The 24,473-nt window shown below is 71.0% G+C and carries 19 protein-coding genes and 1 pseudogene; 9 read left to right on the top strand and 11 right to left on the bottom strand.

Annotated elements, in window-relative coordinates; all coding sequences use genetic code 11:
- The first annotated feature begins 100 nt into the window (after positions 1 to 100).
- The 3 genes from M8J73_RS09820 to M8J73_RS09810 are packed head-to-tail and all read left to right on the top strand — an operon-like array spanning position 101 to position 4,751.
- Positions 101 to 301, top strand: coding sequence for a hypothetical protein (locus M8J73_RS09820; protein ID WP_157873039.1), 201 nt, complete (start codon positions 101 to 103; stop codon positions 299 to 301).
- Positions 271 to 2,595 (top strand): FxsB family cyclophane-forming radical SAM/SPASM peptide maturase, encoded by a 2,325-nt coding sequence (locus M8J73_RS09815; protein WP_063799148.1) that lies wholly within the window; start codon positions 271 to 273, stop codon positions 2,593 to 2,595. The genes M8J73_RS09820 and M8J73_RS09815 overlap by 31 nt, the downstream gene beginning before the upstream one ends.
- Before the next feature lie 47 nt (positions 2,596 to 2,642).
- Positions 2,643 to 4,751 (top strand): ATP-binding protein, encoded by a 2,109-nt coding sequence (locus M8J73_RS09810; protein ID WP_079054650.1) that lies wholly within the window; start codon positions 2,643 to 2,645, stop codon positions 4,749 to 4,751.
- A gap of 114 nt (positions 4,752 to 4,865) precedes the next feature.
- Here M8J73_RS09810 and kstD read toward each other — a convergent pair whose 3' ends face one another.
- The 5 genes and pseudogenes from kstD to M8J73_RS09785 form a co-directional block, all read right to left on the bottom strand.
- Positions 4,866 to 6,674 carry a 3-oxosteroid 1-dehydrogenase gene (kstD, locus tag M8J73_RS09805; RefSeq protein ID WP_055536923.1) on the bottom strand — a complete coding sequence of 603 codons (1,809 nt, stop codon included), beginning with the start codon at positions 6,672 to 6,674 and terminating at the stop codon, positions 4,866 to 4,868.
- A 338-nt stretch (positions 6,675 to 7,012) separates the two neighbouring features.
- Positions 7,013 to 7,159 (bottom strand): hypothetical protein, encoded by a 147-nt coding sequence (locus M8J73_RS09800; RefSeq protein ID WP_157873040.1) that lies wholly within the window; start codon positions 7,157 to 7,159, stop codon positions 7,013 to 7,015.
- Positions 7,160 to 7,800: 641 nt separating this feature from the next.
- Positions 7,801 to 8,223, bottom strand: a pseudogene (locus M8J73_RS09795) (nucleotide-binding protein); the annotation flags it as partial.
- A 203-nt stretch (positions 8,224 to 8,426) separates the two neighbouring features.
- Positions 8,427 to 9,215, bottom strand: a complete 789-nt coding sequence (locus M8J73_RS09790) for an AAC(3) family N-acetyltransferase (protein ID WP_055536925.1) — start codon at positions 9,213 to 9,215, stop codon at positions 8,427 to 8,429.
- A complete protein-coding gene (locus tag M8J73_RS09785; protein WP_107423895.1) occupies positions 9,208 to 10,194 on the bottom strand; it encodes an HEXXH motif-containing putative peptide modification protein in 987 nt (328 codons plus the stop codon). Before M8J73_RS09785 ends, M8J73_RS09790 begins: the two co-directional genes overlap by 8 nt.
- Before the next feature lie 151 nt (positions 10,195 to 10,345).
- On the opposite strand from M8J73_RS09785, the gene M8J73_RS09780 reads away from it, so the two are divergent.
- Entirely contained in the window at positions 10,346 to 11,260 is a 915-nt protein-coding gene (locus tag M8J73_RS09780; protein ID WP_055536928.1) for a DUF4231 domain-containing protein, read from the top strand.
- A 153-nt stretch (positions 11,261 to 11,413) separates the two neighbouring features.
- Here the strand turns inward: M8J73_RS09780 and M8J73_RS09775 are convergent, their stop codons facing one another.
- From M8J73_RS09775 to M8J73_RS09755, 5 genes are all read right to left on the bottom strand, one after another.
- Complete coding sequence (locus tag M8J73_RS09775) at positions 11,414 to 11,932, bottom strand: hypothetical protein (protein WP_240500918.1); 519 nt, start codon at positions 11,930 to 11,932, stop codon at positions 11,414 to 11,416.
- 496 nt (positions 11,933 to 12,428) lie between these two features.
- A complete protein-coding gene (locus M8J73_RS09770) occupies positions 12,429 to 13,466 on the bottom strand; it encodes a rod shape-determining protein (RefSeq protein ID WP_249828489.1) in 1,038 nt (345 codons plus the stop codon).
- A gap of 253 nt (positions 13,467 to 13,719) precedes the next feature.
- Positions 13,720 to 15,279: a carboxyl transferase domain-containing protein gene (locus M8J73_RS09765; RefSeq protein ID WP_249828485.1), complete on the bottom strand. Its 1,560-nt coding sequence runs from the start codon at positions 15,277 to 15,279 to the stop codon at positions 13,720 to 13,722.
- Positions 15,272 to 16,765, bottom strand: coding sequence for an acyl-CoA synthetase (locus M8J73_RS09760; protein WP_249828484.1), 1,494 nt, complete (start codon positions 16,763 to 16,765; stop codon positions 15,272 to 15,274). Before M8J73_RS09760 ends, M8J73_RS09765 begins: the two co-directional genes overlap by 8 nt.
- A gap of 160 nt (positions 16,766 to 16,925) precedes the next feature.
- Positions 16,926 to 18,350 carry an SLC13 family permease gene (locus M8J73_RS09755; protein WP_249828483.1) on the bottom strand — a complete coding sequence of 475 codons (1,425 nt, stop codon included), beginning with the start codon at positions 18,348 to 18,350 and terminating at the stop codon, positions 16,926 to 16,928.
- 256 nt (positions 18,351 to 18,606) lie between these two features.
- Here M8J73_RS09755 and M8J73_RS09750 point away from each other — a divergent pair, with 256 nt between their 5' ends.
- Complete coding sequence (locus M8J73_RS09750; RefSeq protein WP_249828482.1) at positions 18,607 to 19,317, top strand: FadR/GntR family transcriptional regulator; 711 nt, start codon at positions 18,607 to 18,609, stop codon at positions 19,315 to 19,317.
- An 8-nt stretch (positions 19,318 to 19,325) separates the two neighbouring features.
- Here the strand turns inward: M8J73_RS09750 and M8J73_RS09745 are convergent, their stop codons facing one another.
- The gene (locus M8J73_RS09745; protein ID WP_055541301.1) at positions 19,326 to 20,375 is read right to left on the bottom strand and encodes a MerR family transcriptional regulator; all 1,050 of its coding nucleotides are present in this window, start codon (positions 20,373 to 20,375) and stop codon (positions 19,326 to 19,328) included.
- Between the two features lie 586 nt (positions 20,376 to 20,961).
- On the opposite strand from M8J73_RS09745, the gene M8J73_RS09740 reads away from it, so the two are divergent.
- The 4 genes from M8J73_RS09740 to M8J73_RS09725 form a co-directional block, all read left to right on the top strand.
- Complete coding sequence (locus M8J73_RS09740; protein WP_249828488.1) at positions 20,962 to 21,882, top strand: DUF3152 domain-containing protein; 921 nt, start codon at positions 20,962 to 20,964, stop codon at positions 21,880 to 21,882.
- A gap of 13 nt (positions 21,883 to 21,895) precedes the next feature.
- Complete coding sequence (locus M8J73_RS09735; protein WP_249828481.1) at positions 21,896 to 22,066, top strand: hypothetical protein; 171 nt, start codon at positions 21,896 to 21,898, stop codon at positions 22,064 to 22,066.
- Between the two features lie 93 nt (positions 22,067 to 22,159).
- Positions 22,160 to 23,053 carry an ATP-grasp domain-containing protein gene (locus M8J73_RS09730; protein ID WP_055543355.1) on the top strand — a complete coding sequence of 298 codons (894 nt, stop codon included), beginning with the start codon at positions 22,160 to 22,162 and terminating at the stop codon, positions 23,051 to 23,053.
- A 151-nt stretch (positions 23,054 to 23,204) separates the two neighbouring features.
- Positions 23,205 to 24,473: ATP-binding protein (locus M8J73_RS09725; RefSeq protein WP_249828480.1), on the top strand; the 1,269-nt coding region annotated here is incomplete at its 3' end.

Raw genomic sequence — 24,473 nt, 5'->3', positions numbered from 1 at the left:
GAGGGCGTTCGAATGGTCACCTTGCCCATGCCGCTCCCTCTAGTCGGAGAACTGTGCATCTCGATAGGCCTCCGCCCCCTCGCGAGGCAGAAGAGGTACCATGAGCGATACGGATCTTCCCGGGCTCCCCCTTCCCGATCTCACGAACGTCTCTTTGGCGAGTCTTTTCACTGATTCCGCTGTTTTGGCCGCCGGATTGCGGGTGCGTGCTCTCACCCCCGACCTGGCGGCGCCGATGGCTGCTTTCACCTCCGATATCGGCGAGGATGAATGCGTTCCTTCATCGACCAACTCGTTCTGAAGGTCCACGGCAGTTGCGATCTGGCTTGCGATCACTGTTACGTCTACGAACACGCTGATCAGAGCTGGCGGAACAAGCCACAGGCCATGACTCCGGCGATCGCTGCGCAAACTGGAAGACGCATCAGAGAACACGCCCAATCCCATCAGTTGCCAGCGGTTCGCATCACTCTCCACGGTGGCGAGCCCCTCCTTCTGGGTATCTCGCGTCTGCGAGAGATCATCGAGGCACTACGCGGAGTTCTGGACGACAAGGTTCGGGTCAGCTTCCACGTCCAGACCAACGGAGTCTCGCTGAATGAAGGGTTCTGCAAGCTCTTCGACGAGCACGACGTACAAGTCGGTGTCTCACTCGACGGTGACAGGTCGTCGAACGATCGTCACCGCCGTTACGCCAACGGTCGCAGCAGCCATGCGAGGGTGTTGCGTGCACTCGCCTTACTGAGACGGCCAGAATTCCGTCATCTCTACGGTGGCATTCTCTGCACCGTGAACATAGCGAACGATCCGATTGCGGTCTATGAAGCCCTGCTCAAGGAGTCCCCGCCACGTCTGGACTTCCTGCTACCGCACGCCACTTGGGTCAGCCCGCCGCCCGGCCACGGGTCGGCTCCGGCGCCTTACGGCGCGTGGTTGCGCCGTATTCACTCCCGGTGGCTCACAGACGGCAGACCAGTACCGATCCGCCTCTTCGACGCCCTGGTCGCTGCGTCGCGCGGGCTACCCAGCGGCCTTGAGTCTGTGGGGCTCCGCCCCGTAGCGCTCGCCGTGGTGGACACCGACGGATCGTGGGAGCAGGTCGACTCCCTGAAAGTGGCTTACGCAGGTGCACCGGCGACGGGGATGACTGTCTTCACGCATAGTCTGGACCAACTGATGAGGCACCCAGGCATGGTGGCGAGGAATGAGGGCCACGCGAATCTCTGCATGACCTGCCTCGAATGCCCGGTGGTCCATATTTGCGGGGGTGGCCACTACGCTCATCGCTATCGGCGGGAAAATGGGTTCGACAATCCGTCAATCTACTGCGCGGACCTTGCCTTCTTGGCCTACGAGGTTACGGCGCTTCGGCCAGGGGCCAACAGCGGCTCGCCCAACGGTGGTCACCTTCCGGCCATACACCACCTCCCGAACGGCGCTTTCGACGCGTTCGCCTCAGGAGCCGGAACAGTGGAAGGGATAAAGGCTCTGCAGCACGTGCAGCTCTCCTTTACCCGAGCGCTCATCGCCGGAGGGGCCCAGCCGGAAGGCCGGTCGGACCTGGCGGTGGCAGCGGCGCTCGGCCGAAATCTGCTGATCGAACTCGACGGCCGTTATCCGACGGCCACTGCGCAGGTTTTCCGTCACCCTTTCGTGCAAACCTGGGCTGTCCGTTGTCTGGGCTCGGACAGCAGTGGCCGCCGAGAACAGGCGCTGGCGCACGTAGCCGGTCTCGCAGCCGCTGTTGCCTGGAGGGCCGGTGTGAGGGCCAGTCTGCCTCTCCCTATACAGGCCGGACTGGTGCATCTGCCTGGCTTGGGCGCTTCACGTGCAGCGAGCGATGGTTCCACCGCGATCCTGTCCATCGAGGTAGCGGGTCGACCGCCGTCCGGATGGATCGCGATCAGACAGCTGACTGCTGCATCGCTGTCCGTCACGATCGACGACCTCGACACCTATCGTGTCGGCCAGGGCTGGAACGTATGGGGCAGGCTTTCCCTCATCCAATGGGAAGCCTTGAGGCTCGCCCTCAGTCAGGCGGCGGACGAATTGTCCCGGCTGGTTCCCCAGTACGCCGGGCCGTTGGGCGCGGGGCTACGGACGATAGTGCCGCTTCGGGCCACGCCGCGGGAAGACATAGCCGGTGAGTACACCACGCAGCGAGCTTTCGGTGCAGCAGGCGTGGCGCTGCCCGACGGAGCCGTCGACATTGACGTCTCGGGCGCACTGCTGCGCGAGTTCCAGCGCACCAAACTGACCGCCTTGATGGACATGTACGAATTCTTCACAGTGGCGGAGTCCCATCCAGTGACGCTGCCACACCGAGTCGATCCGGTACCGGTGAAGCAAGCATTCCACGCCCTGTACGCCCATGTGCCGCTGGCGGAACTGTGGTTAGCGCGTTGTGCCCGGCTCCCCTTACGAGCCAGGGACCAGATGATCGAAGCCGTTGCGGCATTCAAACGCCACCATGACCAGGCGGACCACATCGTGGATGTCCTTGTTGCCGCTGGTGTGTTAGCCCCGGCCGGAGTCCGTTTTGCTACAGGCCTGCGCGCGGCGATCGACCGTCTGTCCAGCCGGTCGCCCGTCTGACACCGATCCACTACCTGATCTGCAGGCCCCCGGACAGCAGGAGATACATGAACGAAGATGGCACAGGAAACGCCTTCGACGGACAGGCCACGCATGTCGTTCAGGCCGGGACGATCTACGGCGGCGTGAACGGTGTCCAGCACAGCCTCCCAGTACCGAGACAACTCCCCAGGGCCGCCACCTGTTTCACAGACCGGGCTCACACCATGCACCGACTGAATGAACTCGCCATGGTAGAGAACGAGGTCGTGTTGCTCTCCGGTCCGGCTGGCGTGGGCAAAAGCGCCCTCGCTGTATTCTGGGCTCATTCGGCCAAAAATCGTTACCCTGACGGTCAGTTGTATGTGAATCTCCGCGGCTACGATCGCTTGGCTCCGCTGTCGCCCGAGGCGGTACTCCAAGGGTTTCTCTCGGCGCTCGGCACCCCGGACAACCGCACGCCCGGTGACCTGGACGCCATGTCCGCACTCTTCAGGTCGTTGCTCGATGGAAAGCGAATTCTGTTGGTGGCGGACAACGCAGGATCATCGGAGCAGGTGCGGCCGCTGCTCCCATCGTCACCCGCCTGCTTCACGATTGTCACCAGTAGGAACCGGCTCGGCGGCCTGACGGCTGTGGACGGGGCCACGCATGTGCCTGTCAGACCGCTCGACACACCCGATGCGGTGGAACTGTTCTCACGCCTGTCCGGTCACCGGGACACGGACGGTGCTACGCGACTCGTGCTGCGCTGCGGTCGCCTGCCGCTCACGGTCAGGATGGCGGCTCGGCAGGCGAGTGCCGACGCCAGTCTCGCAGTGCTTCTCGATGAGCTGACAGACGGTGAGGGTCGGCTCGAAGCGATTGCCGCGTTGGACGAGGAAGTGGAGGTTCGAGCGGTGTTCTCATGGTCGTACCAACAACTGCCCCCGGCGACCGCTAGGGTATTCCGGCTGCTGTCGCTCCATGCCGGACCAGACTTCTCTGTACAGGCTGCTGCTGCTTTGACGGCCCTTTCCGAGGCCGAGACGCGACGCGTCCTGCGCAGGTTGACGGCCGTCAACCTACTCGAAGAATCCGGAGAAAGGCGGTATGCGTTCCATGACCTCCTCCGGGACTATGCTCGGGAGCGCGTGGCGGAAGAGGAATCCGCGGAAGCACGAACACAGGCCCTCTGCCGCGAGTTGTCGTTCTATCTGCGGATGACTGACGCTGCCGATCGCGTTCTCGTCCCCGAACGCCAGCACGTCCCGATGACCGGCGGGGATGACCAGGGACGCGCATCGTTCGCCGATCCCGCCGCTGCCCTCCAGTGGTGCGACGCCGAACTGTCCAGTTTGGTCCCTGCCGTGCAACAAGCTGTGGAATTCGGTCTGGACGAGGTGGCCTGGAAGCTACCCGTGGCACTCGTCTACTTCCTGCGCCTGCGCAGACACAACAGCCACCGACTCGAACTATCGACGACGGCGGTCGAAGCCGCACGGAGACTCGGTGACCGATGGGCGGAAGCCTGGAGTCTCATTTGTCTGGGTGGGGTGGAATCGGACCTCGAGCGCTACGAGGACGCCCTCGCACATTTCGCTGAAGCACTGCTGGTCAGTCAGGACATCAACGACCGATGGTGGGAAGGCATGAGCGCCTACAACGTCGCTTGGACGTTGCGTCTGGTGGGCCGGTACGAGGACGCTCTGCACCGCCAGCGTGAAGCACTTGCGATCTTTCAGGAAAACGGTGATCACCGCAACGAGTCGATTGCCCTGAGTGAGATCGGCACGCTCGAATTGAATCTTGGCCGCCCCGTTCAAGCGTTCGAGGTGTATGGGCGGGCGCTTGCCGGAGCCCGCGAGACAGCAGATTTGCCGACAGAAGCCAAGTCCCTGCACGGGCTGGGTGACGTGTGCAAGGCTCAGGAACGAACGACTGAGGCTATCGGTTGGTACGAGCAGGCTGTCAGAGTGCGGCGCCGGATCGGCGACCTGCTGGGCTTGGCTCGATCACTCATGGAGCTGGGTAAACAGCTCGCCATGGTCGGTAGGGCAGCCGTCGCTCAAGACGCACTGGACGAGGCGGCCGCGCTTTTCGAGACCCTCTGCGATCCGGTGGCCGAGGACGTCCGAAGATTTCTGGCAGAGCATTACGGCACGACGCACGCGATACCCCCGCAGCCGAGTGAGTGACCGAAACCGCAGGCCTGTAGGAGCAACTCGTCGCGTTGTCTCCCATGCGGAATCGAGGAAGCCGAGCCGCCACCAGATAGAGCGCCCTGTGAAGAGCGCTGAGGTCATGAACGATTAGAGTCCCCCCGCGAGGTCCAGCGCCGCCACGTAACCGAAGGTCATCGCGGGCCCGATCGTCGAGCCGGCCCCCGCGTAACTGCGGCCCATCACCGCCGCGCTGGCGTTGCCCGCCGCGTACAGGCCGCGGATCACCGAACCGTCCGGGCGCAGCACGCGGGCGCGGGCGTCGGTGAGGAGCCCGCCCTTGGTGCCGAGGTCGCCGGGGACGATGCGCAGGGCGTAGTAAGGCGGCAGCCACAGCGGCGCCAGACAGGAGTTGGGCTGCACGGACGGGTCCGTGTAGTAGTGGTCGTAGGCGCTGTCGCCGCGCCCGAAGTCGGTGTCGTCGCCCTGCCGGGCCAGGGAGTTGAAACGGTCGACGGTGGCGCGGAGCGCGCCCGCGGGGACGCCGATCGCCGAGGCGAGCGCGTCCAGCGACCACGCCTTGTGGACGGCCCCGGCGTCGTACCAGTCGGCGGGGAACGGGAACGTCGGCACGATGTCCTTGAACAGGTACCGGTTGCGGTAGTTCTGGTCGACGATCAGCCAGGCCGGGATGTGCCGGGCGGACGGGGTGTCGCGCTCGTACATCGTGTGGACGACATCGCTGTACGGCCCGGCCTCGTTGACGAACCGGGCACCCGCCGCGTTGACCAACAGGCCGCCGGGGAGGGTGCGTTCGGCGAGGCAGAACCACGGCTGCCCCGGTGTGTCGACGGCCGGCCCCCACCAGGCGTCGTCCATCAGCGCCACATCGGCGCCCGCGCGCTGACCGGCTCGGATGCCGTCGCCGGTGTTCTCCTTGGCGCCCACGGACCAGTGGGCGACGGGCGGCTCCTGGTACTGCTCGCGCATGGCGGCGTTGTGCTCGAAGCCGCCGGAGCCGACGATGACGCCGCGCCGGGCGCGCAGCAGTCCGGGGGCGCCGGCGCGGGTGACGACGGCCCCGGTGACCGCCCCGTTCTCGATGTGCAGGTCGGTCAGCGGGGTGTCGAGCCACACCGGTACGCCTGCGGAGAGGAGCCCGGCGCGCAGTCCGCCCGCCAGGGCCTGGCCCATGGTGAGCGGCTTCTGCCCGAGCAGCGCGGCCTTGGTGCCGCGCGCGAGGCACTCGGTGGCGACGGCGAGCCCCTTGGCGCTCACGGCGGTCAGGGCGAGCCACTTGTAGTCGGCGCTGAAGACGACCATGCCGGGCGGGGTGGCCAGGTACGCCGGGTTCAGGCGGGCGAGTTCGGCGCCCAGCACGTTCCCGTCGAGCTGGTCGGGCTCGATGGAGCGGCCGTTCGGCAGACCGCCGGGCAGCTCCGGGTAGTAGTCGCTGTACCCCTCCATCCAGCGGAACCTGAGCGGGCTGTTCGCCATGACGAAGGAGAGCATGGCGGGGCCGTGGTCAAGGAACGCCTTCTGCCGGTCGGCCGGCACGTCGCCGCCGACCACGGCCGCGAGGTACTGGGCGGCCTTGGCCGGGGTGTCGGGCACACCGGCGGCCTTGATGACGCTGTTGTTGGGCAGCCAGATCCCCGCGCCGGAACGGGCCGCCGACCCCCCGAAGGTCGGTGCCTTCTCCACGACGACACAGCTCAGCCCCTTCTTGGCCGCCGTCAGCGCGGCGGTCATCCCGGCGGCACCGGAGCCGATGACGACGACGTCGTAGGTGCCGAGCAGGGGAGGGGCGGCAGCCGATTCCGCCGCGACGGCCGTACCGCCGAGCCCCCCGGCCGCCACGGCGGCCCCGGCCCCGGCGGCGGCCCCGAGCACACGCCGCCGCGACGGGGCTGCGACCGGTACGGTCGTACGTCTGTGGGGGTCCGCGCTCTTGGGCATGCAGGTCGCTCCAGCCTGGTGAAGGGGTGGGTGGCCGTGCTGTTTCCCGGCGGACACACGTCTGCCGTGTGTCCCGGGTGGGGTGCGGAGCCTCGAATCTGACGGGCGGGGATGGCGAAGTCAAGGCATGCGTCGGTCCTATCCAGCTGCGGCTCGCCTGCGACTCCGCCGACGCGGTCGGGGCGATGGGCACCCGGCGTTGCGCCCGCGGTAGTCGGCATCCCTCTGTCCGGTGGTGGAGCCCGGCGGTCCGTGACGGGCCTACGGGCGGATGCGGTGCACGAGCACGCCCGCTCCCACCCCCGTCCTTGAGTCGACCTCCCTCAGACCGTCAGTGGCTACAGATCGCGGTAGACGCGGCGTTCCTGGGCGACGAGGTGGGAGATGCCGTTGGCCTCGCCCCACTGACGGCTCTGCAGCGCCTCCGGATGGTGCGAGCCCAGTACCTGCTGGAGTGCGGCCCGGGTCGGCTCCTCCAGGCCCACGCCTCCCCGTACCGGCCTTGTTCCGTGAGGATGTTGTGTAGTTGGCCTGACAGAGGAGGGCGTGCGGATGCTGATCGCCCAGAACGTCCGCCATCCGGTGCGTCACCCGCTGGAACACCGCCTCCTTCCCCGGCGTTCCCGCAGGCCAAGTGGTAGGTACCGAGGTTGTTGAGCGCGGGCCTGGGTGTACGGATGACCTTCCCCCCGGCACCCGCACGTACTCCGCCAGCGTGGCCAGCGCGATCTGCCTCGCCTCCTCGCGCTCGTTGGCGGCGTACAGGTCCGTCGCCCAGTTCAGGTCGCAGGCCGGGGTGTCCGGGGTGTGGGCCCCGTCGTACTGCTTGCGGTACCGATCCCGAGTCGCGCGCGTCAGCCGCTTCGCGATATCGAGGTCCCCCGCTCGTCTCAGCGACACGGTCAGCGACTTGGCGCAGCTCAGGGTTCCGGGGAAGTCTTTGCCCAGCACCCGTTTGTGCGCCTCGTACGCCTCTGACAGAGGGCTACCGAGTCCGTGTACCGGCCACCTCGCGCAGGTCACGGCCGAGTCTCGCGGCCGATGGCAGCGTGTACGGGTGGTCGGGGCCGAGGACGTCCCTGCGGCGGCAGTAGGTCTCCTCGTCGAGGCCCCAGGCGTCGTCGTCGCCGAGCCGTTCGTAGAAGTTGTCCCACTCGAACGACGAGACGGTCGCCGAGTACTCCCGGTTCAGCCGTCCCGCGGCAAGGAAGTCGAGGGTGCCGCCGTCCGGGAAGGACAGGCCCGAACCGTTCGGGTCGAGGGAGGTGTCGTGCTCTTCGACACGGGCGTAGTCCAGGTGCCACGGCACGGAGCGGGGCTCGCTCGTGGTGGCCGCCCAGGAGTACTCGGTGATGATGCCGATGATGCCGGAAGTCGCGGCCGCCGCGTCGGGGTCGAGGAACGGTTCGAAGAACCGGTGCAGACCCGGTGCCTTCAGATCCAAGTCGACCGCCAGCACGCGCTTGCCGTCGGCGGCGAGGATCCACGCCTTGTTGGCCATGGCCATCGTGCGGCCCGTACCGCCCTTGTACGAGTAGAAGGTGATGATGCGTCCACGGACCGGGCCGTCGTGGTTCTCCTCGCGCGTTGGGACCCGCGCTGGTGCACGGCGGGAGGGTGGGGGCCCGGCAATCCGGAAGTCGGTGGGCGGCCGCGATCAAGATCAATGGGAGGGTGCGCTCGGGTTCGGCCTTGACCTGCCGCCCCTCGTCACCTTGGCAGGGTGTGTCGGCGCGGTCCGGATGGCGCGATTCACGCTCTGCGACATCTGGACATCAGAGCGCTCGCTGTGTCAACCGCGTCGTGTACGCCGATGAGTACGGTGCGTCGCCCGGCCCATTCGCGCTCCTCGTACAGGCCGCGTGGTAACCGTGATCCGATTTCGCCGAAGTCCCCGTCATAGAGGTCGAGATCGTCGTACTCGATCCAATTGCCCTTCTCCTCCACCACGCAGCGGTACGTCCTCCGCGGGAGAGGAGGAGTCATCCGGTACTCGGCGAGGTGGAAGGCGCTGCACACCTCGAACCCCACACGCAGCAGCAGCGTCTGCGCTTCGGCCTCGTACAGCCGTGCCATGGGGGAGCTTTCACCGAGGTGGCAGTACGGATCGTGGCCGGAGAGCAATTCCAGGGCACGTGGCCCGAGCGCGGCGAACGAGGTCTGCGGGTGGGCACTGCGGACCGCGCCCGGTGTGCTCCGTACGCATTCAGCGAGGGCACCCATGGCTGGGCAGGGGGTGCTGTTCCGCTCGAACGGCAGCATGGAGGCACGGAGTTCGGCCCTCTCGCGCTCCGTCATGCCCTCGACCCTCCGGCGGTACTCGCGAGACGTGTCGGAATTCTCCGGGGTGAACGCGGGGACGACGAGCGTGCCTTCCGGGCCCAGGACACGCAGCAGCACGTCACGTACGGCGGCTGCGCCGAGACCGGTGCCGCCCAGGGCGGAGTGCACCATGAGGATGGCACCCGGCCGGACACCCAGCTCGGTCAGAGTGCTCTGAAGCCGGTGCAGAAGATTCCGGGAATGAGTGGTATCAGTCATGGAGGGCTCGCCATTCCTCGTTCAGTTCTCGGACCAAGTGCCTTCCATTTTCGGTGAGTTCTCCTGCGGAAAGTGCAGTCAGGCTTTCGAGGGCGTGTCGGGCCCGCCTCAGTTCTTCGTCGACGGAGAATTGATCGATCCTCAGCCCGGAGCCCTCCGGGAGGGGGGTCACTGTGGTGGCGAAGAGGACGTTGGCACTGTCGCGCAGGCCGGGGCGGCGCTCGTCCAACAGATCGTGGGCGGCCTGGAGCCCCTTGCAGAAGAGCGCGAGATCACTGGGGCTCAGTGGGCCGGTGAGCGATGCGCCGAAGCAGGCCCTGCACGGATCGGCGTCGTCGATGAGCAGCGACGGCCCGTCCGCCGGGGAGGCCCTCATCAAGGGCCGCCACTCCAGCGGCGGTTCGGAGCCACCGCTCAGCACGCGGCACCGGAAGTCATGGTCTGCGACCACGAAATCGACTTGACCGCGCTGCGGCAGCGACACCGTCCCGAGGGTCGGGAGGTACACCTCGGCGGACGGCTCGTCCCAACTGAGGGTCGTCTCCGCGCCGGCCCGCACCGAGGCTGCGACGACCGTCGACATGAGCCTGGGCACCCACCCCTGCATGTCCGAGGTTCCCAGCAGGGAGGGACTCAAATAGGTGTGGGAGAGGACCACGTCGAGCACCGCGGGGTTCGTCTCGCCTTCGTTCAGCCCCAGCAACCCCTCCCAGGCGGTGTCCCAGTCGGGGCGGCCGGCGAGGCGCCGGTGCGCATCGGCCACGAGCAGTCGGCTCAGCTCGGTCTGGGCCGGACGGAGTTCCTCGATTCCGGTGACGGACGGGACCAGGGCGCGTTCGGTGATGCGCTCGGCGACGCCCTCGACGAGCGCTCGGAGGTCGGTGCAGAAGAACGGAGGGGTTGTCGAACGCGCTCGTCGCTGTATCGGTGGGCGTAGAGCCCGCCACCGCAGGACTTCACGACCGGGCAGGCGCGGCACGTCTCGCTCAGGCCGTTCACGCCTTGTTGACGGGCGCGGACGCCAGGAGTAGAGGAGTTCGGAAGATAAGACGTGGCGCTCTGGTGGAGTTCCCGGATTGACGAGAGCATGATCTGCCCGTTGCCTCCAGACATCTGTGCGAGGTCCTCCTATGGCTGCCGCGCCCGGCCCGAGCACCACGGTGAGTGATCGTGATTTACCCCCGTTGTTCCATGTGTGCGATCAGCTCGCGCTGGTCCATCAGGGGGAGTCGTTCAAGATCGTACGGACGCAGTTGTTCGCGCTGCTGCTGGCCACCGGGACCGCCTCGCTCGCGGAGCGGATGGGGAGTCGGATACCGTCCGCCGTCGCGGCCGTGCTGTACGCCGCGACCATCGCCATCGGGATCCACGCCTCCCGGCGCCGGGCCCGGGCGCACTGGCAGGCGCATCGTGCCGCCGCCGAGGTGATCAAGTCTCTGGCCTGGCAGTACATGGTGCACGGCGGTCCCTTCCACTCACGGCTCGTCAACCCCGAGGCGCTCTTCGCCGAACGGCTGGAGGAGCGGCTGAGCGAGCTGCGGAAGGTGGGGTGGGACGACCCGCGGGAGAGCTCCGCCGAACTCGGGCTCGGACAGATCACCCCCCGGATGCGGGCCGTGCGCGCCAAGCGGTTCGCCGCGCGGCGGGACATCTACCTCCGGGACCGGGTGCTGGAGCAACTGGCCTGGTACGGAGGCAAGGCCGGGCAGGCCCACCAGGCATCCGTACGCTGGTCCGGCGTCACGACCACGCTGACCGGGCTGGCCCTGATCACCGCCGTACTGCGCGCCCTCGGGGCGATCGGCAGCCGCTGGGACCCGACCGGCGTGCTCAGTGCCGCCGCCGCGGCCGGTGTGGCCTGGCAGGAGGTCCGCCGGCACCGCCCCCTCACCTACGCCCACAAGCTCGTCGAACAGGACCTCGACACGCATCGCGTCGCCATGGGCACCACGGTCACCGAGGACGGCTGGGCCGACGCCGTCGCCGAGGCCGAACGCCTGGTCTCCCCCCAGCACACGGACTGGCTTGTGCGGTTCGGGTCCTGAGCGCGGGTGGGAGGGGTTCCGAGCGCGTTCGGTTCGGGTTCTGAGCGAGGCGGTTGGGGGCCTCGGCTCGGGTGGTTCGAAGTCCTGGGCTTGGGCCGTTCGAGGTCCCGGCTCGGGTGGTTCGGGTCCTGTGAGGGCACCGTTGCCGATGCGTCAGGCTCGGCGTACTCCGGGGCTCCACAGCACCGTCACCGGGACGCCCGTCCGCCGCGCGTACGCGACGATGTCGGCCGTGCCGCCCAGGCCGCGGGCCGGGGCGCCGTCCCAGACGGCGACCATGCGGTCCGCGTGGTCGACGATGTAACGGCCCGCCGCGTAGTACGCCTCGTCGTGCGTGCTTTCGTACGGCAGCTCCACGCGTTCCGCGCAGCACTTGAGGAGCCGGCGGTACGCCGCCCGTACCTCGTCGCCGCCCAGGTGGGTCTCGTAGTCCATGCCGGGGATCACGGCCGTCAGCGGGACACCGCAGTCCAGGGCGATCTCCGCGAACAACTGGTCGGCTCCGGCGGCGAGGCTGCTGAGGGCCCGGGCCGTCGGACGGTTCCGCAGTTCCGACCGGATGCCGGACTGTACGGCGGACAGGGCGGCCTCCGGGATCTGCCGGTGTCCGGTGATGCCGATCCAGGTCACGGGCCCTGGCATCCGTGCGCTCACCTCCGTGGCCGCGGTCATCCAACCCACCCTAGCGGCGGGGGACTTCAGCGAGAACGACGCGTACGGGTGTTCGGTGGGGCGTCGTGGGCTCACGGGGGCGACGGGCGGGGGACCGGTCCTCTGCCGACCGCCCCCGCGTGCCCCGAATACTGCCGCTGCCGCTGCCGCTGCCGCTGCCGCTGCCGCTGCCGCTGCCGCTGCCGCTGCCGGTTGCTGGGCGCCGGCCGCCAGCCGCCGGCCGTTGGCTGCGGGCCGCTATCGGTTCGCCGGTCGTTCGTTCGTCACCCATCGCTCGCTGCCGGCTGCTCGCCGTCCGCCGGTCGTCCGTCACCGCCCGTCGTCCGTCGCCCGCCGCACCCAGCTCGCCGTCCGCGTCCGTCAACCGCTGGTCGTCCCCCACCGTCCGCCACCGGTCGTCTGCCGCACCCAGCTCGCCGTCGGTCGTCCGTCCACCGTCCCGTCGTCGCCCGGCGGAACGGCCGGGGACGGAGGGGGCGTGCGCCGCCGCGGTCGCTCAGTCGCCCACCGGGTCCAGGGAGATGGGTTCGAGGCGGCCCTCCAGCATCGCGCCGACTCCGAGGGCCGCGCAGACGTCCGGTCTCTCGGCGATCGCCACCGGCATGCCCGTCGCGTGTCGCAGCATCTGGTCGAAGCCGGGGAGCAGCGCGCTGCCGCCGACCATCATGATGCCGCGGTCGGCGAGGTCGGCCACCAGGTCGGGCGGGCAGTCGCGCAGGACCTTGCCGATGCCGTCGACGACCGCGGTCAGCGGGGTCTGGATGGCGTCGCGCACGGCCGCCGTGTCGACCTGCACGGAACGGGCGAGACCCGTCGCCACGTCCAGGCCGTGGATCTCCGTGGACGCGGGGCCGTGCGGGGTGAGGCCGTTGCCGGACAGGGCCAACTGGAGCGGCCGTACCGACTGGCTGGGCAGGGTCAGCTCGTGCCGCAGCCGCAGGTGCTGCACGATCGCGTGGTCGATGGCCTCGCCGCCCACCGGGATGCGCACGGCGTTGACCACCGAGCCCAGGGAGAGCACGGCGAGCTGGGTGGCCGCCGCGCCGCACACCATGATCATGGTCGCCTCGGGCTGCTCCACGGGCAGACCGCAGCCGACCGCGGCCGCGATCAGCGTGTCCACCAGTTCCACCCGGCGCGCCCCCAGACCCACCAGCGTCTCGATCGTGGCGCGCTGGGCGAGGGGGTCCGCGTCGTGCGGGGTGCAGGCCGCCGCCCGGAGTACGGGCTTGCGGCGCAGGGTGCGGCGGACCTTGTCGCCGAGCAGTTGGCGCAGCATCCGCTGGGCCATGTCGATGTCCACCACCGTGCCACCGGAGACGGGCCGGGCGACGCGGATGTAGTGGGGTGTACGGCCCGTCATCTTCTCCGCGAACTCACCGACGGCGATCAGCGCGCCCGTCCTCGTGTTCACGGCGGCCACGCTCGGCTGGTCCACCACCAGACCCGCGCCCTTCACATAGACACGGGTCCGTGCCGCACCCAGGTCGACGGCGAAATGGCAGCGACGCAGCTGCTCCAGACTGGCGGTCATGGTCGTCATGGCGGCGGATCCTCCCGAGAGCACGGGCCGTGCGGGCCGCCGGGCGGCGGTTCCCTGGTTCCCTTGCATCGTGCGCGGGCGGGCCGCCGGATGCCCGCTGGGGTGGGCCGGGTGGGGTGCGGCTGGACGGGTGGTTTCTGTGACACCCGGTCACCTGGGTAGCCAGCCGGTCACCTGGGTCGCCAGTCGGTCACCTCGGTCGCCCGCCGCCGGCCACCCCGGTAGCCCTCCGGTCGCCCGCCCGTCACCCTCCGGTCACCGGGCTCGTGATGCCCTGGATCACCCCCAGGTCCACCAAGTCCTGCGGGCGGATGCGGAGTTCGTCGGCCGTGGCCCTGACCTGGCTCTCCGGCCGTTTGAGGATCGCGGCGGCCAGTTCGGGGGCGATCACCGAGAAGTAGCTGTCGGGGGTGGCCCAGGTGTTGCCGGGGGCGGCGAGGGCGAGGGCACCGCCCGACCCGCCCTCGCCGATGACGAGGGTGGTGACGGGGGTGCGAGCGGTGGCGACGGCTGTGAACAGGTCGGCGATGGCCGCGCCCGCGCCCTCGCGTTCCGCCTCGGCGTCGTTCGCCGCGCCGGGGGTGTCGACGAGCGTCAGCACGGGGATGCCGAGCCGGTCCGCCAGGCGGATCAGACGGGCGGCGGTCCGGTAGCCCGCCGGGCGGGTGGCCGTGCCGCACTGGGCCGCGTAGGCGATCGTCCGGCCCTCGTGCTCGCCGAACCCGCACAACATGCCGGGGTCGGTGCCGCCCGCCCGGTCGCCGCTGATGGCCGTGCGGTGCGTGAAGTAGGCGTCCAGGTAGGCCTCGGCGCGCGGGCGGCGGGGGGAGCGGGCCCGCTCCACGGCTTCCCAGCCGGTGGCGGGGAGAGGACGCGGGTCACTCCGGGGCGGGACACTCGGGGCCGGCGTCGCCGCCGGCGTCAGCAGGTGGGGCGTGGCCGGAGTCGGCAGGTGGGGCGGGGGCGGGGGCGGGGCCGGGGCCGTCGAGGGGGCGGTCAGCAGGCGGAGCCAGCGGGCCAGGGTCTCGCGGAGGTGCTCGGCGGCCACGATCGCGTCCACGGCGCCCGCATCCCGCTGCGCCTCGGCCGTGTACGCGGCGGGGTCGGCGTTCGGCGGGCGGACCCGGGAGCCGGCGAAGCCGACCTGGGCGGCGGGGAGCGCGAGGACGACATCGGCGCCGGCGCCCAGGGTGGCCCAGCCGCCGCCCGTCGTGGGGTCGCGGAGTACGGCGATCTGGGGGAGGCCCGCCGCGCGGGTGAGGGCCGACTGGCGGGCCACCCGCTGGAGTTGGGTGAGCGCGCGCATGCCCTCCTGCATGCGGCTGCCGCCGGTCGCCACCAGCGACACGACCGGCAGACGGTGCTCCCGCGCGTACCGGTACGCCGACTCCAGCCGGTCTCCGGTGCGTTCGCCGAGGGAGCCCCCGAGGAAGCCGAACTCGAAGGCGATGAGGACGGCACGGACCGCCCCCGCCGGCCCGGCGGGGGCGGGAGTGCGGGCGGAGGCGGAGGCGGAGGCCGGTGACGGGGGTGACGGGGGTGACGGGGGTGACGGGGGTGACGGGGGTGATGAGGGTGGCGGGGGCGTCGGCGTGCCATTCGTTGCCACGCCGATCGTCGCCACGCCGCACACCACCGACTCCTCCTCGCCCGTGCGTTCGGCGGCGCGGGCGCGGGCCACGTCGTAGCCCTGCCAGGCGAGGGGGCCGTCGGCGGCGTACTCCTTCGGCGGGGCGGGAAGGCGGGTGAAGTCGTCGGTGAGGAACGCGATGGCCTCGCGGGCCGAGAAGCGGCGGTCAGTCATCCGTCTTCAGCGCCCGCTTCATGATCTTCCCCATGTCGTTGCGGGGGAGGGAACCGAGGTAGTGGACCGTCCGGGGCCGCTTGTGGGGAGCGAGCCTCGCGGCCACGTGCGCGGCCAGCTCCTCGGGGGTGGGGCGGGCGCCGGGGTCCGCGGGGACGATCCAGGCGACCACGCGCTCGCCGAGGTCGGGGTCGGGCGCGCCGGTGACCGCGGCCTCCTTCACCGCCGGGTGTTCGAGGAGCGCGTTCTCGATCTCGCCCGCGCCGATCTTGTAACCGCCGCTCTTGATGAGGTCGGTGGCCTTGCGGCCGACGATGCGGACGTAGCCGTCGGGGTCGCGGACCGCCATGTCGCCGGTGCGGAACCAGCCGTCCGCGGTGAACGCGGCGGCGGTCGCGTCGGGGCGGTTGAGGTACTCGGTGAAGAGGTTCGGGCCCCGCACCTGGATCTCGCCGACCGACTCCCCGTCGTACGCGGTGAGCGGGGTGCCGTCGTCCTCCACCAGCCGCAACTCCACGCCCGGCAGCGGGACTCCGACCGTGCCGGCGCGGGGTTCGCCGTCCGCGCGGACGCTGGTGTTCATGAGGGTCTCCGTCATGCCGTACCGCTCGATCACCCGGCGTCCGGTGGCCGCCGCGATCCGTTCGTGGTCGTGCACGGGCAGCGCCGCCGAACCGGAGACGAGCAGACGCGCACGGGCCAGGGCCTTCGCCAGGTCCGGGTCGGAGGGCAGGGCCTCGGCGATGCGGTGGTACATCGTCGGTACGCCGAACAGCATGGTCGCGCCCGCGTTCAGCTCCCGGGCCACGCCCTCGGTGCCGAACCGGCCCAGGTGACGCACCGAGCCGCCGCGGCGCAGCGGGCCCAGGATGCCGAGGATCAGGCCGTGCACATGGAACAGAGGCAGGGCGTGGACGAGGACGTCGTCGCCGGTCCACTGCCAGGCGTCCGCCAGGGCGTCCAGGGTGGTCGCGACGGCGCGGCGGGAGATCACGGCGCCCTTGGGCGGACCGGTGGTGCCGGAGGTGTACACGACGAAGGCGGGGGTGGTGTCCGGGACGTCCTCGACGGCGTACGGGGCGGTGCGGCCCGGGGTGGCGGCGACATCCTCTACGCCCTCGACGTCAACGACATCAACGACGTCCACACGTGCCAAGTCGCCCAGTGCGGCGGGGAGTTCGGTGCCGGGTGCCGTCAGGATCAGGGTGGGGGCGCTGTCCTTCACGATGTGGCCGAGTTCGCTGTCGCCCGACTTCGGGTTGAGCGGTACGGCGGTGACCCCGGCGAGCAGCGCGGCGACGACGCCGACCGCCGTCTCCAGCGTCGGCGTCGCCCACACGGCCACGCGCCCCGCCGCGCGCAGGCGGGGCGCGAGAGCGCCCGCCGCGGCGGCCAACTCGGCGTAGGTGAGGGAACGGTCGCCGAAGCGGAGGGCGGGCCGGTCGGGCGGGACGGGCAGGGTGAGGTCCGGGAAGAGGGGGGACACGCGTCGTACTCCTTGGTCGTCGCCGGGGGTGAGGGGCCAGGGTTGCGGGGCGAGGGGCGAGGGGCGAGGGGTGAGTGCCGGGGGCCGAGGGTCGGGGGTCGGGGGTCGGGGGTCGGGGGCTGAGGGTCGGGGGCTGAGGGTCTGGGTGGTCGGTGGGGGCCTACCCGAATCCCGGCACGACCAGTACCAGCCACACCACCGTCGGCACCACCGCCACGACGATCGCGCCGTAGATCATCAGCTGGCGGAAGAAGCGCTCCCGGTCGACGTCGGGCGCGGCGGCCAGCACCAGCGCGCCGTTCGTGGAGAACGGGCTGACGTCGACCACCGTCGCGGAGATGGCGAGGGCGGCGACCATGCCGACCGCGCCGATCTCGCCCTGGGCCAGGAACGGTACAGCGAGTGGGATGAGGGCGCCCATGATGCCGACGGAGGAGGCGAAGGCCGAGACGACGGCGCCGATGTAGCAGAGCAGGACGGCGGCGAGGAGGGGCACGCCGATGCCGCTCACACCCTCGCCGGCCCAGGTGATGGTGCCCATCTCGTCCAGTACGCCGACGTAGGTGAGGACGCCGCAGATGAGAAGGACGGTCGACCAGGCGATCTGGTTGACGGCCTTGCGGCTGTCGTCCGGCCAGACGGCGCTCAGGGTGGCCGCGAGTGTGATGGCGGTGAGACCGGCGTCCAGGTCCAGCACGAGGACGGCGACGACCAGGGCGAGGAGGGCGGCGAGGGTGGCGATCCGGGCGGGGGTGAGCCGGGGGGTTTCCACGTCGGTGCTGGTGCTGGTGCCGGTGCCGGTGCGGGTCCCCGTATCGCTGCCCCTGCCGGTGGCCGTCGCGGTGGCCGTGGCTCCGCTGCCGGTGGCCGGGCCGGTGGTCGTGGCTTCGGTGCCGTCGCGTTCCGGCGAAGCGGTGGTGGCGCCGACCGGGGGCGGGGTGCGCTGCTCGGCGGTCGGAGGGTGGGCGCTCGCACCCCGCGCCCACAGCTTCAGCCCTCCGAAGAGGACGAACACCACGCCCGCGATCAGGAGGTTCGCGGCGAGGGAGGTCAGGAAGAGGGTGATCTCGCTGCCGGGGAGCTTCTCGCGTTCGACGATGCCGTTGACGATCGTGCCGTAGATGCTGATGGGGGAGAAGCCGCCGCCCTGGGCGCCGTGGACGACCATCGCGCCCATCAGGAGGGGGCTGATGCCGTAGCGCGCGGCGAAACTGAGGGCGATGGGCGCGACGATGGCCACGGCTGCTGGGCTGACCGCCCCGATCGCGGTGAGCGTGCCCGTGAGGAAGAACATCACCCACGGGATGAGCGCCACCCGGCCCCGTACGAGACGGATCGAGGCGTGCACCAGCCAGTCGGTCGTGCCGTTGGCGCGGGCGATGGCGAAGAGATACGTGACGCCCACGAGGACGACGAACAGGTCGCCGGGGAAGCCGGCGAAGATGCCGTCCGCGTCGAGGTCGGCGACCAGCTCGCCCACCGCGAAGGCGGCGGCGAAGGCGAGGGCGCCCATGTTCACGGAGCGGGTCGTCGCGATGACGAACACCACGGCCAGGACGAGGATCGAGATGAGCTCGGGGGACATACGGGCTCCCGTCGTTGGGTCCCGGGGGAAGTCGCTGGGGGGAGGGGGCGGGCGATGGAGGCGAACGGTCGAGTGGCTCGGTCAGTGGTTGAATGGTGCGGTCAGTGGCTAAGTGGCTCATCCACTCGTGAGGGGTCAGCGTGCGGCCCCCGGAGTGCCCCGTCAAGGGGTCCCGCAGCGAATTGGCTCAGCCACTTTGCCATCGGGCCACCGTGGTCGCGCCGGTGTTACCCTCCGGAAACGAGAGGGGGACTCCGTGACCGACGCCCTGCGCCCCATGACCAAGCAGCGCCTCTACGAGCAGGTGCTCGACCGGCTGCGCCAGTACGTCGTCGAGGGCGGGCTGAAGGCCGGTGACCGGTTGCCGCCCGAGCGGGACCTGGCCCAGCGGCTGGGGGTCAGCCGGGCCTCGGTGAAGCAGGCGATCGTGGTGCTGGAGGTCCAGGGGCTGGTCGAGGCGCGGCACGGCGGCGGCACGTATCTCGTGCGCGACAGCCTCGACGTCGAGCCGGTGGAGCGGATGGTCGAGCGCCGGCGGCGGCTGCCCGACGTCCTCGACGCCCGTGAGGCGCTGGAGACCAAGCTCGCCGAACTGGCCGCCGAGCGGCGCACGGAGGAGGACCTCACGGCGATGCGGGACGCCCTCGCGCACATGGCCGGCGAGATCGAGCGGGACGGGCACGGCGTGGAGGGCGACCGGCTGTTCCACGCGGCGGTCACGGCCGCCGCGCACAGCAGTCTGCTCGCCGAGTTCATGCGGTCCATCGCCGACCAGATCGCGGAGAGCCGCACGGAGTCGCTGCGCCAGCCGGGCCGCCCCGACCGTTCCCTCGCCCAGCACCGGGCGATCCTCGACGCCATCGCCGCCGGGGAGCCCCGGCAGGCGGCCTCCGCGATGCGCCGCCATGTGCGTACGGTCGCGAAGGTCCGCCTCCTCGACTGGGACCCGGGGGACACGGACTCCTAGCGGAGGCGCTACCTCTCCACCACGTCGGCCACCACGCAGCTGACGTTGTCCGGTCCGCCCGCCCCGTTCGCCTCGGCGACGAGGGCGTCCACGGCTGCCGCGGGGGTCCCGGACGAGGTGAGGATCCGTCGGACGTCCGGGTCGGCGACGACCGTGGAGAGGCCGTCGGAGCAGAGGAGGTAGCGGTCGCCGGGGTGCGCGTCCCGCAGTCGCACATCCGGGGTGGAGGTGTCCTCGCGGCCCGTCAACGCCCGCAGCAGCAGCGCGGGTTGGGGATGGGTCGCCGCCTCCTCGGGGGTCAGTCGGCCCTCGTCGACCAGGGACTGGACGACGGTGTGGTCATGGGTGATCCGGAACAGTTCGCCGCCGCGCAGGAGATACGCGCGGGAGTCGCCGATGTGGACGAGGGCGAGCCGGGAGCCGGTCCACAGCAGTGCGGTCAGGGTGGTGCCGTCGTCCTCGGTCGCCGCGCTCTCCCGTACGGCGTCCGTGGCGTTCCGTACGGCGTCCTCCAGTACGTTCAGCACGTCGCCCGCCGGAAGAGGGGCGCGCTCCAGAATCTTCAGCGCCTCCACGGCGGCCGTGCTCACGGGGGCCCCGCCGGGGCCGAAGCCGTCGGCCACGGCGAGGAGGCGGGCACCGGCGTACGCGGTGTCCTGGTTGGCGGCACGCACGCGTCCGGTGTCGGAGGCAGCAGCGTAACGGAGTTCCAGCATGGTGGTGTTCCTTCCCGGTGGGTCGGTGAGGTGGTCCACGAGGAACGCCGCCAGCTCGCGCCGGGCGGCCGTGTCGGCCTCGACGCCGGCCCAGTGCGCCCGGATCTCCCGGGCCGCGGCGGCGGGCTGCAGTGCGCACACCGTACGGATACGGGCGAGCGGCATGCCCAGGCGGCGCAGCCACGCCACCAGCCGGGCCTGTTCCAACTGCCCGGTGGCGTAGTAGCGGTAGCCGGTGTCCGGGTCGACCCGGGCGGGGCGCAGGAGGTCCAGCTCGTCGTAGAGCCGCAGTGCCTTGGGTGACAGCCGGCACGCCTTCGCGAACGCGCCGATCGTCAGCATGGCTCCGGATTCGGCCACAACTCCCCCTTTGTGCGCGCCGGTTCACCTTGCCCCGACTGTTCCTCGTTCCGCTCTCGATGCTGGGGCTTGACCAAAGGTGAAGGTCAAGCGCGGGTTCGGAACCATGCCGATCATCCGTTATCGTTTCGTGATCGAATGGGTCTCATCCGATCACAACCTGATCACACTCTGAAGGAACATGACCGAGCGCAGAGCAACGCCTTCCCCTGACCGTCGCCGCCGGAGCGGCTCCGCTGAGCCCGTCGGACGTCGGGCCAAGGGCGGCGGGCGCCGCCGCAAGGCCCCCGCACGGTGGGGCCGGAGCCGCGAACCCGATGACACCGGGGACGGCGTCGAGACGGGGCGGGAGAGCGACGGCCGCTCGGGCAGCGGCGGCGCGGGCGAGAGCGGCGTCGGCGCGGCCCGTGAGGGCCACGGTGGCGGGAGCGACGGCCGCGCGGGCGGCGGCGGTGAGGTCGACGGGCGTGTGGGCCGGGGCCGTCGGGCCCGCCACGGTCGCCGGGGGAAGGGGCGGTCCGGTGCGGGGCGTCCGGGGCGCGGGCGGCTGTGGGGCGGGCTGGGGGCGATCACCGTCCTCGGTGCCGCCGGGTTCGCGGCCGTGGGCTGGACATCCGCCGACCGGGACGAGTCCGCCGGGGCCCGGTCCACCGTCTCCGCCGAGCCCGGGCCGGAGCGGTCCCGGCGCACGTCGGGTGGGGGTGCCGGTACCGGGGCCGACGGCGAGCGCGGGCCCGTCGTCTCGCCCAGTACGTCACCGAGCCGCTCGACGGGCGGTTCGACCGGCGGTTCGGCCGGCGACTCGACCGAGGGGTCGACCGACGAGTCGGCCGGCGGTGGCTCCCACGGCTCCCGCGGCTCCGGGGCCTCGACCGGCGGTTCCTCCGGAGGTTCCGCCTCGCCGTCGCCGTCCGGGCGCACCATCCCCGAGTCCGGGCCGGGCACCTTCACCAGGGCTCCCGGCAGTGGCCCCAAGGTGGGCGACGGCAAGGTCCTGCGCTACCGCGTCGAGGTCGAGAAGGGGCTGTCCCTGTCCGCCGCCGACGTCGCCGAGGAGGTGGAGCGCATCCTGGGCGACCCGCGCGGCTGGACGGCGGACGGCGACTCCGCGTTCCAGCGGGTCTCCGGCGGCACCACCGACTTCGTCGTGAAGGTCGCCACGCCGGGCACCGTCGACGACATCTGCGGCGCGTACGGCCTCGACACCCGCGGCGAGGTCAACTGCAACGTCGACGACAACGTGATGGTCAACCTCAAGCGGTGGGAGCTGGCCACCCCCGTCTACGCCGACGACGTCACGGCCTACCGCGCCCTCATCATCAACCACGAGGTCGGCCACTTCCTCGGCGAAGGCCATGTCGGCTGCCCCGGCCGGGGCAAGCCCGCCCCCGCGATGATGCAGCAGATCAAGGGCATGAAGGGCTGCGTCCCCAACGTCTGGCCCTACGACGCGAAGGGGAAGCTCATCACCGGGCCCGCCGTGCCGTGACCGGTGGGGCCCGGTGGCCCGGCGGGAGCCGACCGGCGCCCGGCCCGGCGCCCGGCTCGGCACCCGGTCCGGAACCCGGTCCGGCGCCCGGCTCGGCACCCGGTCCGGCGCCTGGCTCGGCACCCGGTCCGGCGCCTGGCTCGGCACCCGGTCCGGCGCCCGGCTCGGCACCCCCGGTTGTTAGCCTGCGCCGGAGAGCCGGCTGTCCGAGCAACCGTCCACGCCTGGACGGATGTACGAGCCCCCGCACGAGCCCCCGTACGAGAACGGAGTCCCCGTGGCCCGCACCGCCGCCCCCCGGATCGCACTCGCCACCTACGACCCCGGCGCGGAGGCCAGTGCCGACCGGGATCTGCCGGTGCTGGTGGGCGCGCTGCGGGCGGCCGGTGCCGAGGCGCAGGCCCCGCACTGGGACGACCCGGACGTGGACTGGTCGGCCCACGACCTCGTCGTCATCCGGTCCACCTGGGACTACAGCTGGCGGACGGCCGAGTTCACGGCATGGGTGGAGAAGTGCGGCCGGGCCACCCGGCTCGCCAACCCGGCCGATGTCGTCCGCTGGAACACCGACAAGCGGTACCTCGGCGACCTCGCGCGGGCCGGGGTGCCCGTTGTCCCGACCTCCTATCTCGCGCCGGGCGACGCGGTGGAGCTGCCCGACGCGCACGAGTACGTCGTGAAGCCGACCTCCGGGGCCGGGGCCCGGTTCGCCGCCCGCTACGGGGTCGGGTCGGAGCAGCGGGAGATCGCCGTACGGCATGTCGAGTGGATGCACGCCGAGGGGCTCACCGCGATGGTGCAGCCGTTCATGGCCGGCATCGACACCGAGGGGGAGCGGGCACTGCAGTTCTTCGGCGGCCGGCTGCTGCACGCCAGCCGCAAGGGCGCGGTGCTGTCGCCGGGCACGGCCTACGACGCGGACAAGGTGGCCCACCCGGACCTGGAGCACTGGACGCCCGCCGAGGAGGAACTCGCCGTGGCGCAGCGGGCGTTGGAGGCGGTACCGGGGCAACCGGAGCTGCTGTACGCGCGGGTGGACCTCGTCACCGGGCAGGACGGGCGGCCGTGCGTCATGGAGCTGGAGCTCGTCGAGCCGAACCTGTTCCTGTGGCTGCACCCGGAGTCGGTGGGGCGGGTCGTCGAGGCGGTACTGGCGGCCGCCACGGGCTGACGCCGCGGCCCGGCCCCGCCCGGCGCCCGCCTCGGACGGTTCCGGTCGCTCACCCGAACCGGCGGCAAATCCGGTTCCCGGGCGGCCCGCCCGTGCCCGGTGGCTGGTCTTCACGGTTACAACAGCCGTTACGGGAACCACAAGTGAGGGCGTGACCGGGGTCGTGGGCGGATCGGAGTCGCGGCGCACCTCCGGCTTCCCGGCGGAGCTGACGAGCTTCGTGGGGCGGCGGGACGAGGCGGCGGAAGTCAGACGGTTGCTGTCGGCGGGGAGACTGCTGACGCTGACGGGGCCCGGCGGGGTGGGCAAGACCCGGCTCGCCGCACATGTAGCGGAACAGGTCGCGCGGGCCTTCCCGGACGGTGTGTGGCTCGTGCCGTTGGCCGCGCTGCGGGACGAGGCGTTCGTCCCGCACGCAGTGAACGACGCGCTCGGGGTGCGCAACGAGACCGTACGGCCGCCGCTGGACGTCCTCGTCGAGTATCTGCGCGACCGGCGGTCACTGATCGTGCTCGACAACTGCGAGCACCTGCCGCGCAGTTGCGCCACGCTCGTCGGGACCGTGCTGGCGGCCACCGAGGGCGTACGGATCCTCGCCACCAGCAGGCACCGGCTCGGGGTCGCCGGGGAGCGGCTGTTCGAGGTGCCGCCGCTGCCCGCGCCCCCGGCGGAGGACATCGGCCCCGAGGCCGTCGAGACGTTCCCGGCGCTGCGGCTGTTCGCGGACCGGGCGGCGGCCGTGGTCCCCGGCTTCACCGTCGGCGCGGCCAACCAGCGGGCCGTGGCCCGGCTGTGCCGGCGCCTCGACGGGCTGCCGCTCGCCATCGAACTCGCGGCCGTCCGGGTCCGCGCCCTCGGCGTGGACCAGCTCGTCGAACGCCTCGACGACCGCTACCAGTTGCTCACCTGCGGCAGCCCGACCTCCGCACCCCGCCACCGCACGCTGCGCTCCGCCGTCGACTGGAGCCACGAGCTGTGCACCCCCGAGGAACAGGCGGTCTGGGCCCGGCTGTCGGTGTTCGTCGGCGGCTTCGACCTGGCCGCCGCCGAGGCCGTATGCGGCGGCGACGCGCCCGGCGGGGGTGGGGGCGGCGGGACCGGAACCGGTGGGGGCGAAGCCAGTGGGGCCGGAACCGGTGAGGGCGGGACCGGTGACGTAGGCGCCGGCCAGGGTGGCACCGCTGGTACAGCCGGAGTAGCCGGAGTAGCCGGAGTAGCCGGAGTAGCCGGAGTAGCCGGTACCGCTGGAGTCGCCGTAGCCGAAGGAACCGCAGGAACCGCCAGAGCCACAGGAACCGGCCTCGCCGCCAAGACCGACGTGCTCGACGCGGTCGCCGGGCTCGTCGACAAGTCCGTGCTCGTCCGGGAGGAGCACGACGGCCGGGTCCGCTACCGGCTCCTGGTCTCCCTGCGCGACTAC

Source organism: Streptomyces neyagawaensis (assembly GCF_023516595.1).
In the GTDB taxonomy this organism is placed as follows: Bacteria; Actinomycetota; Actinomycetes; order Streptomycetales; family Streptomycetaceae; genus Streptomyces; species Streptomyces neyagawaensis.
This window is presented reverse-complemented; position numbering and strand designations above follow the sequence as displayed.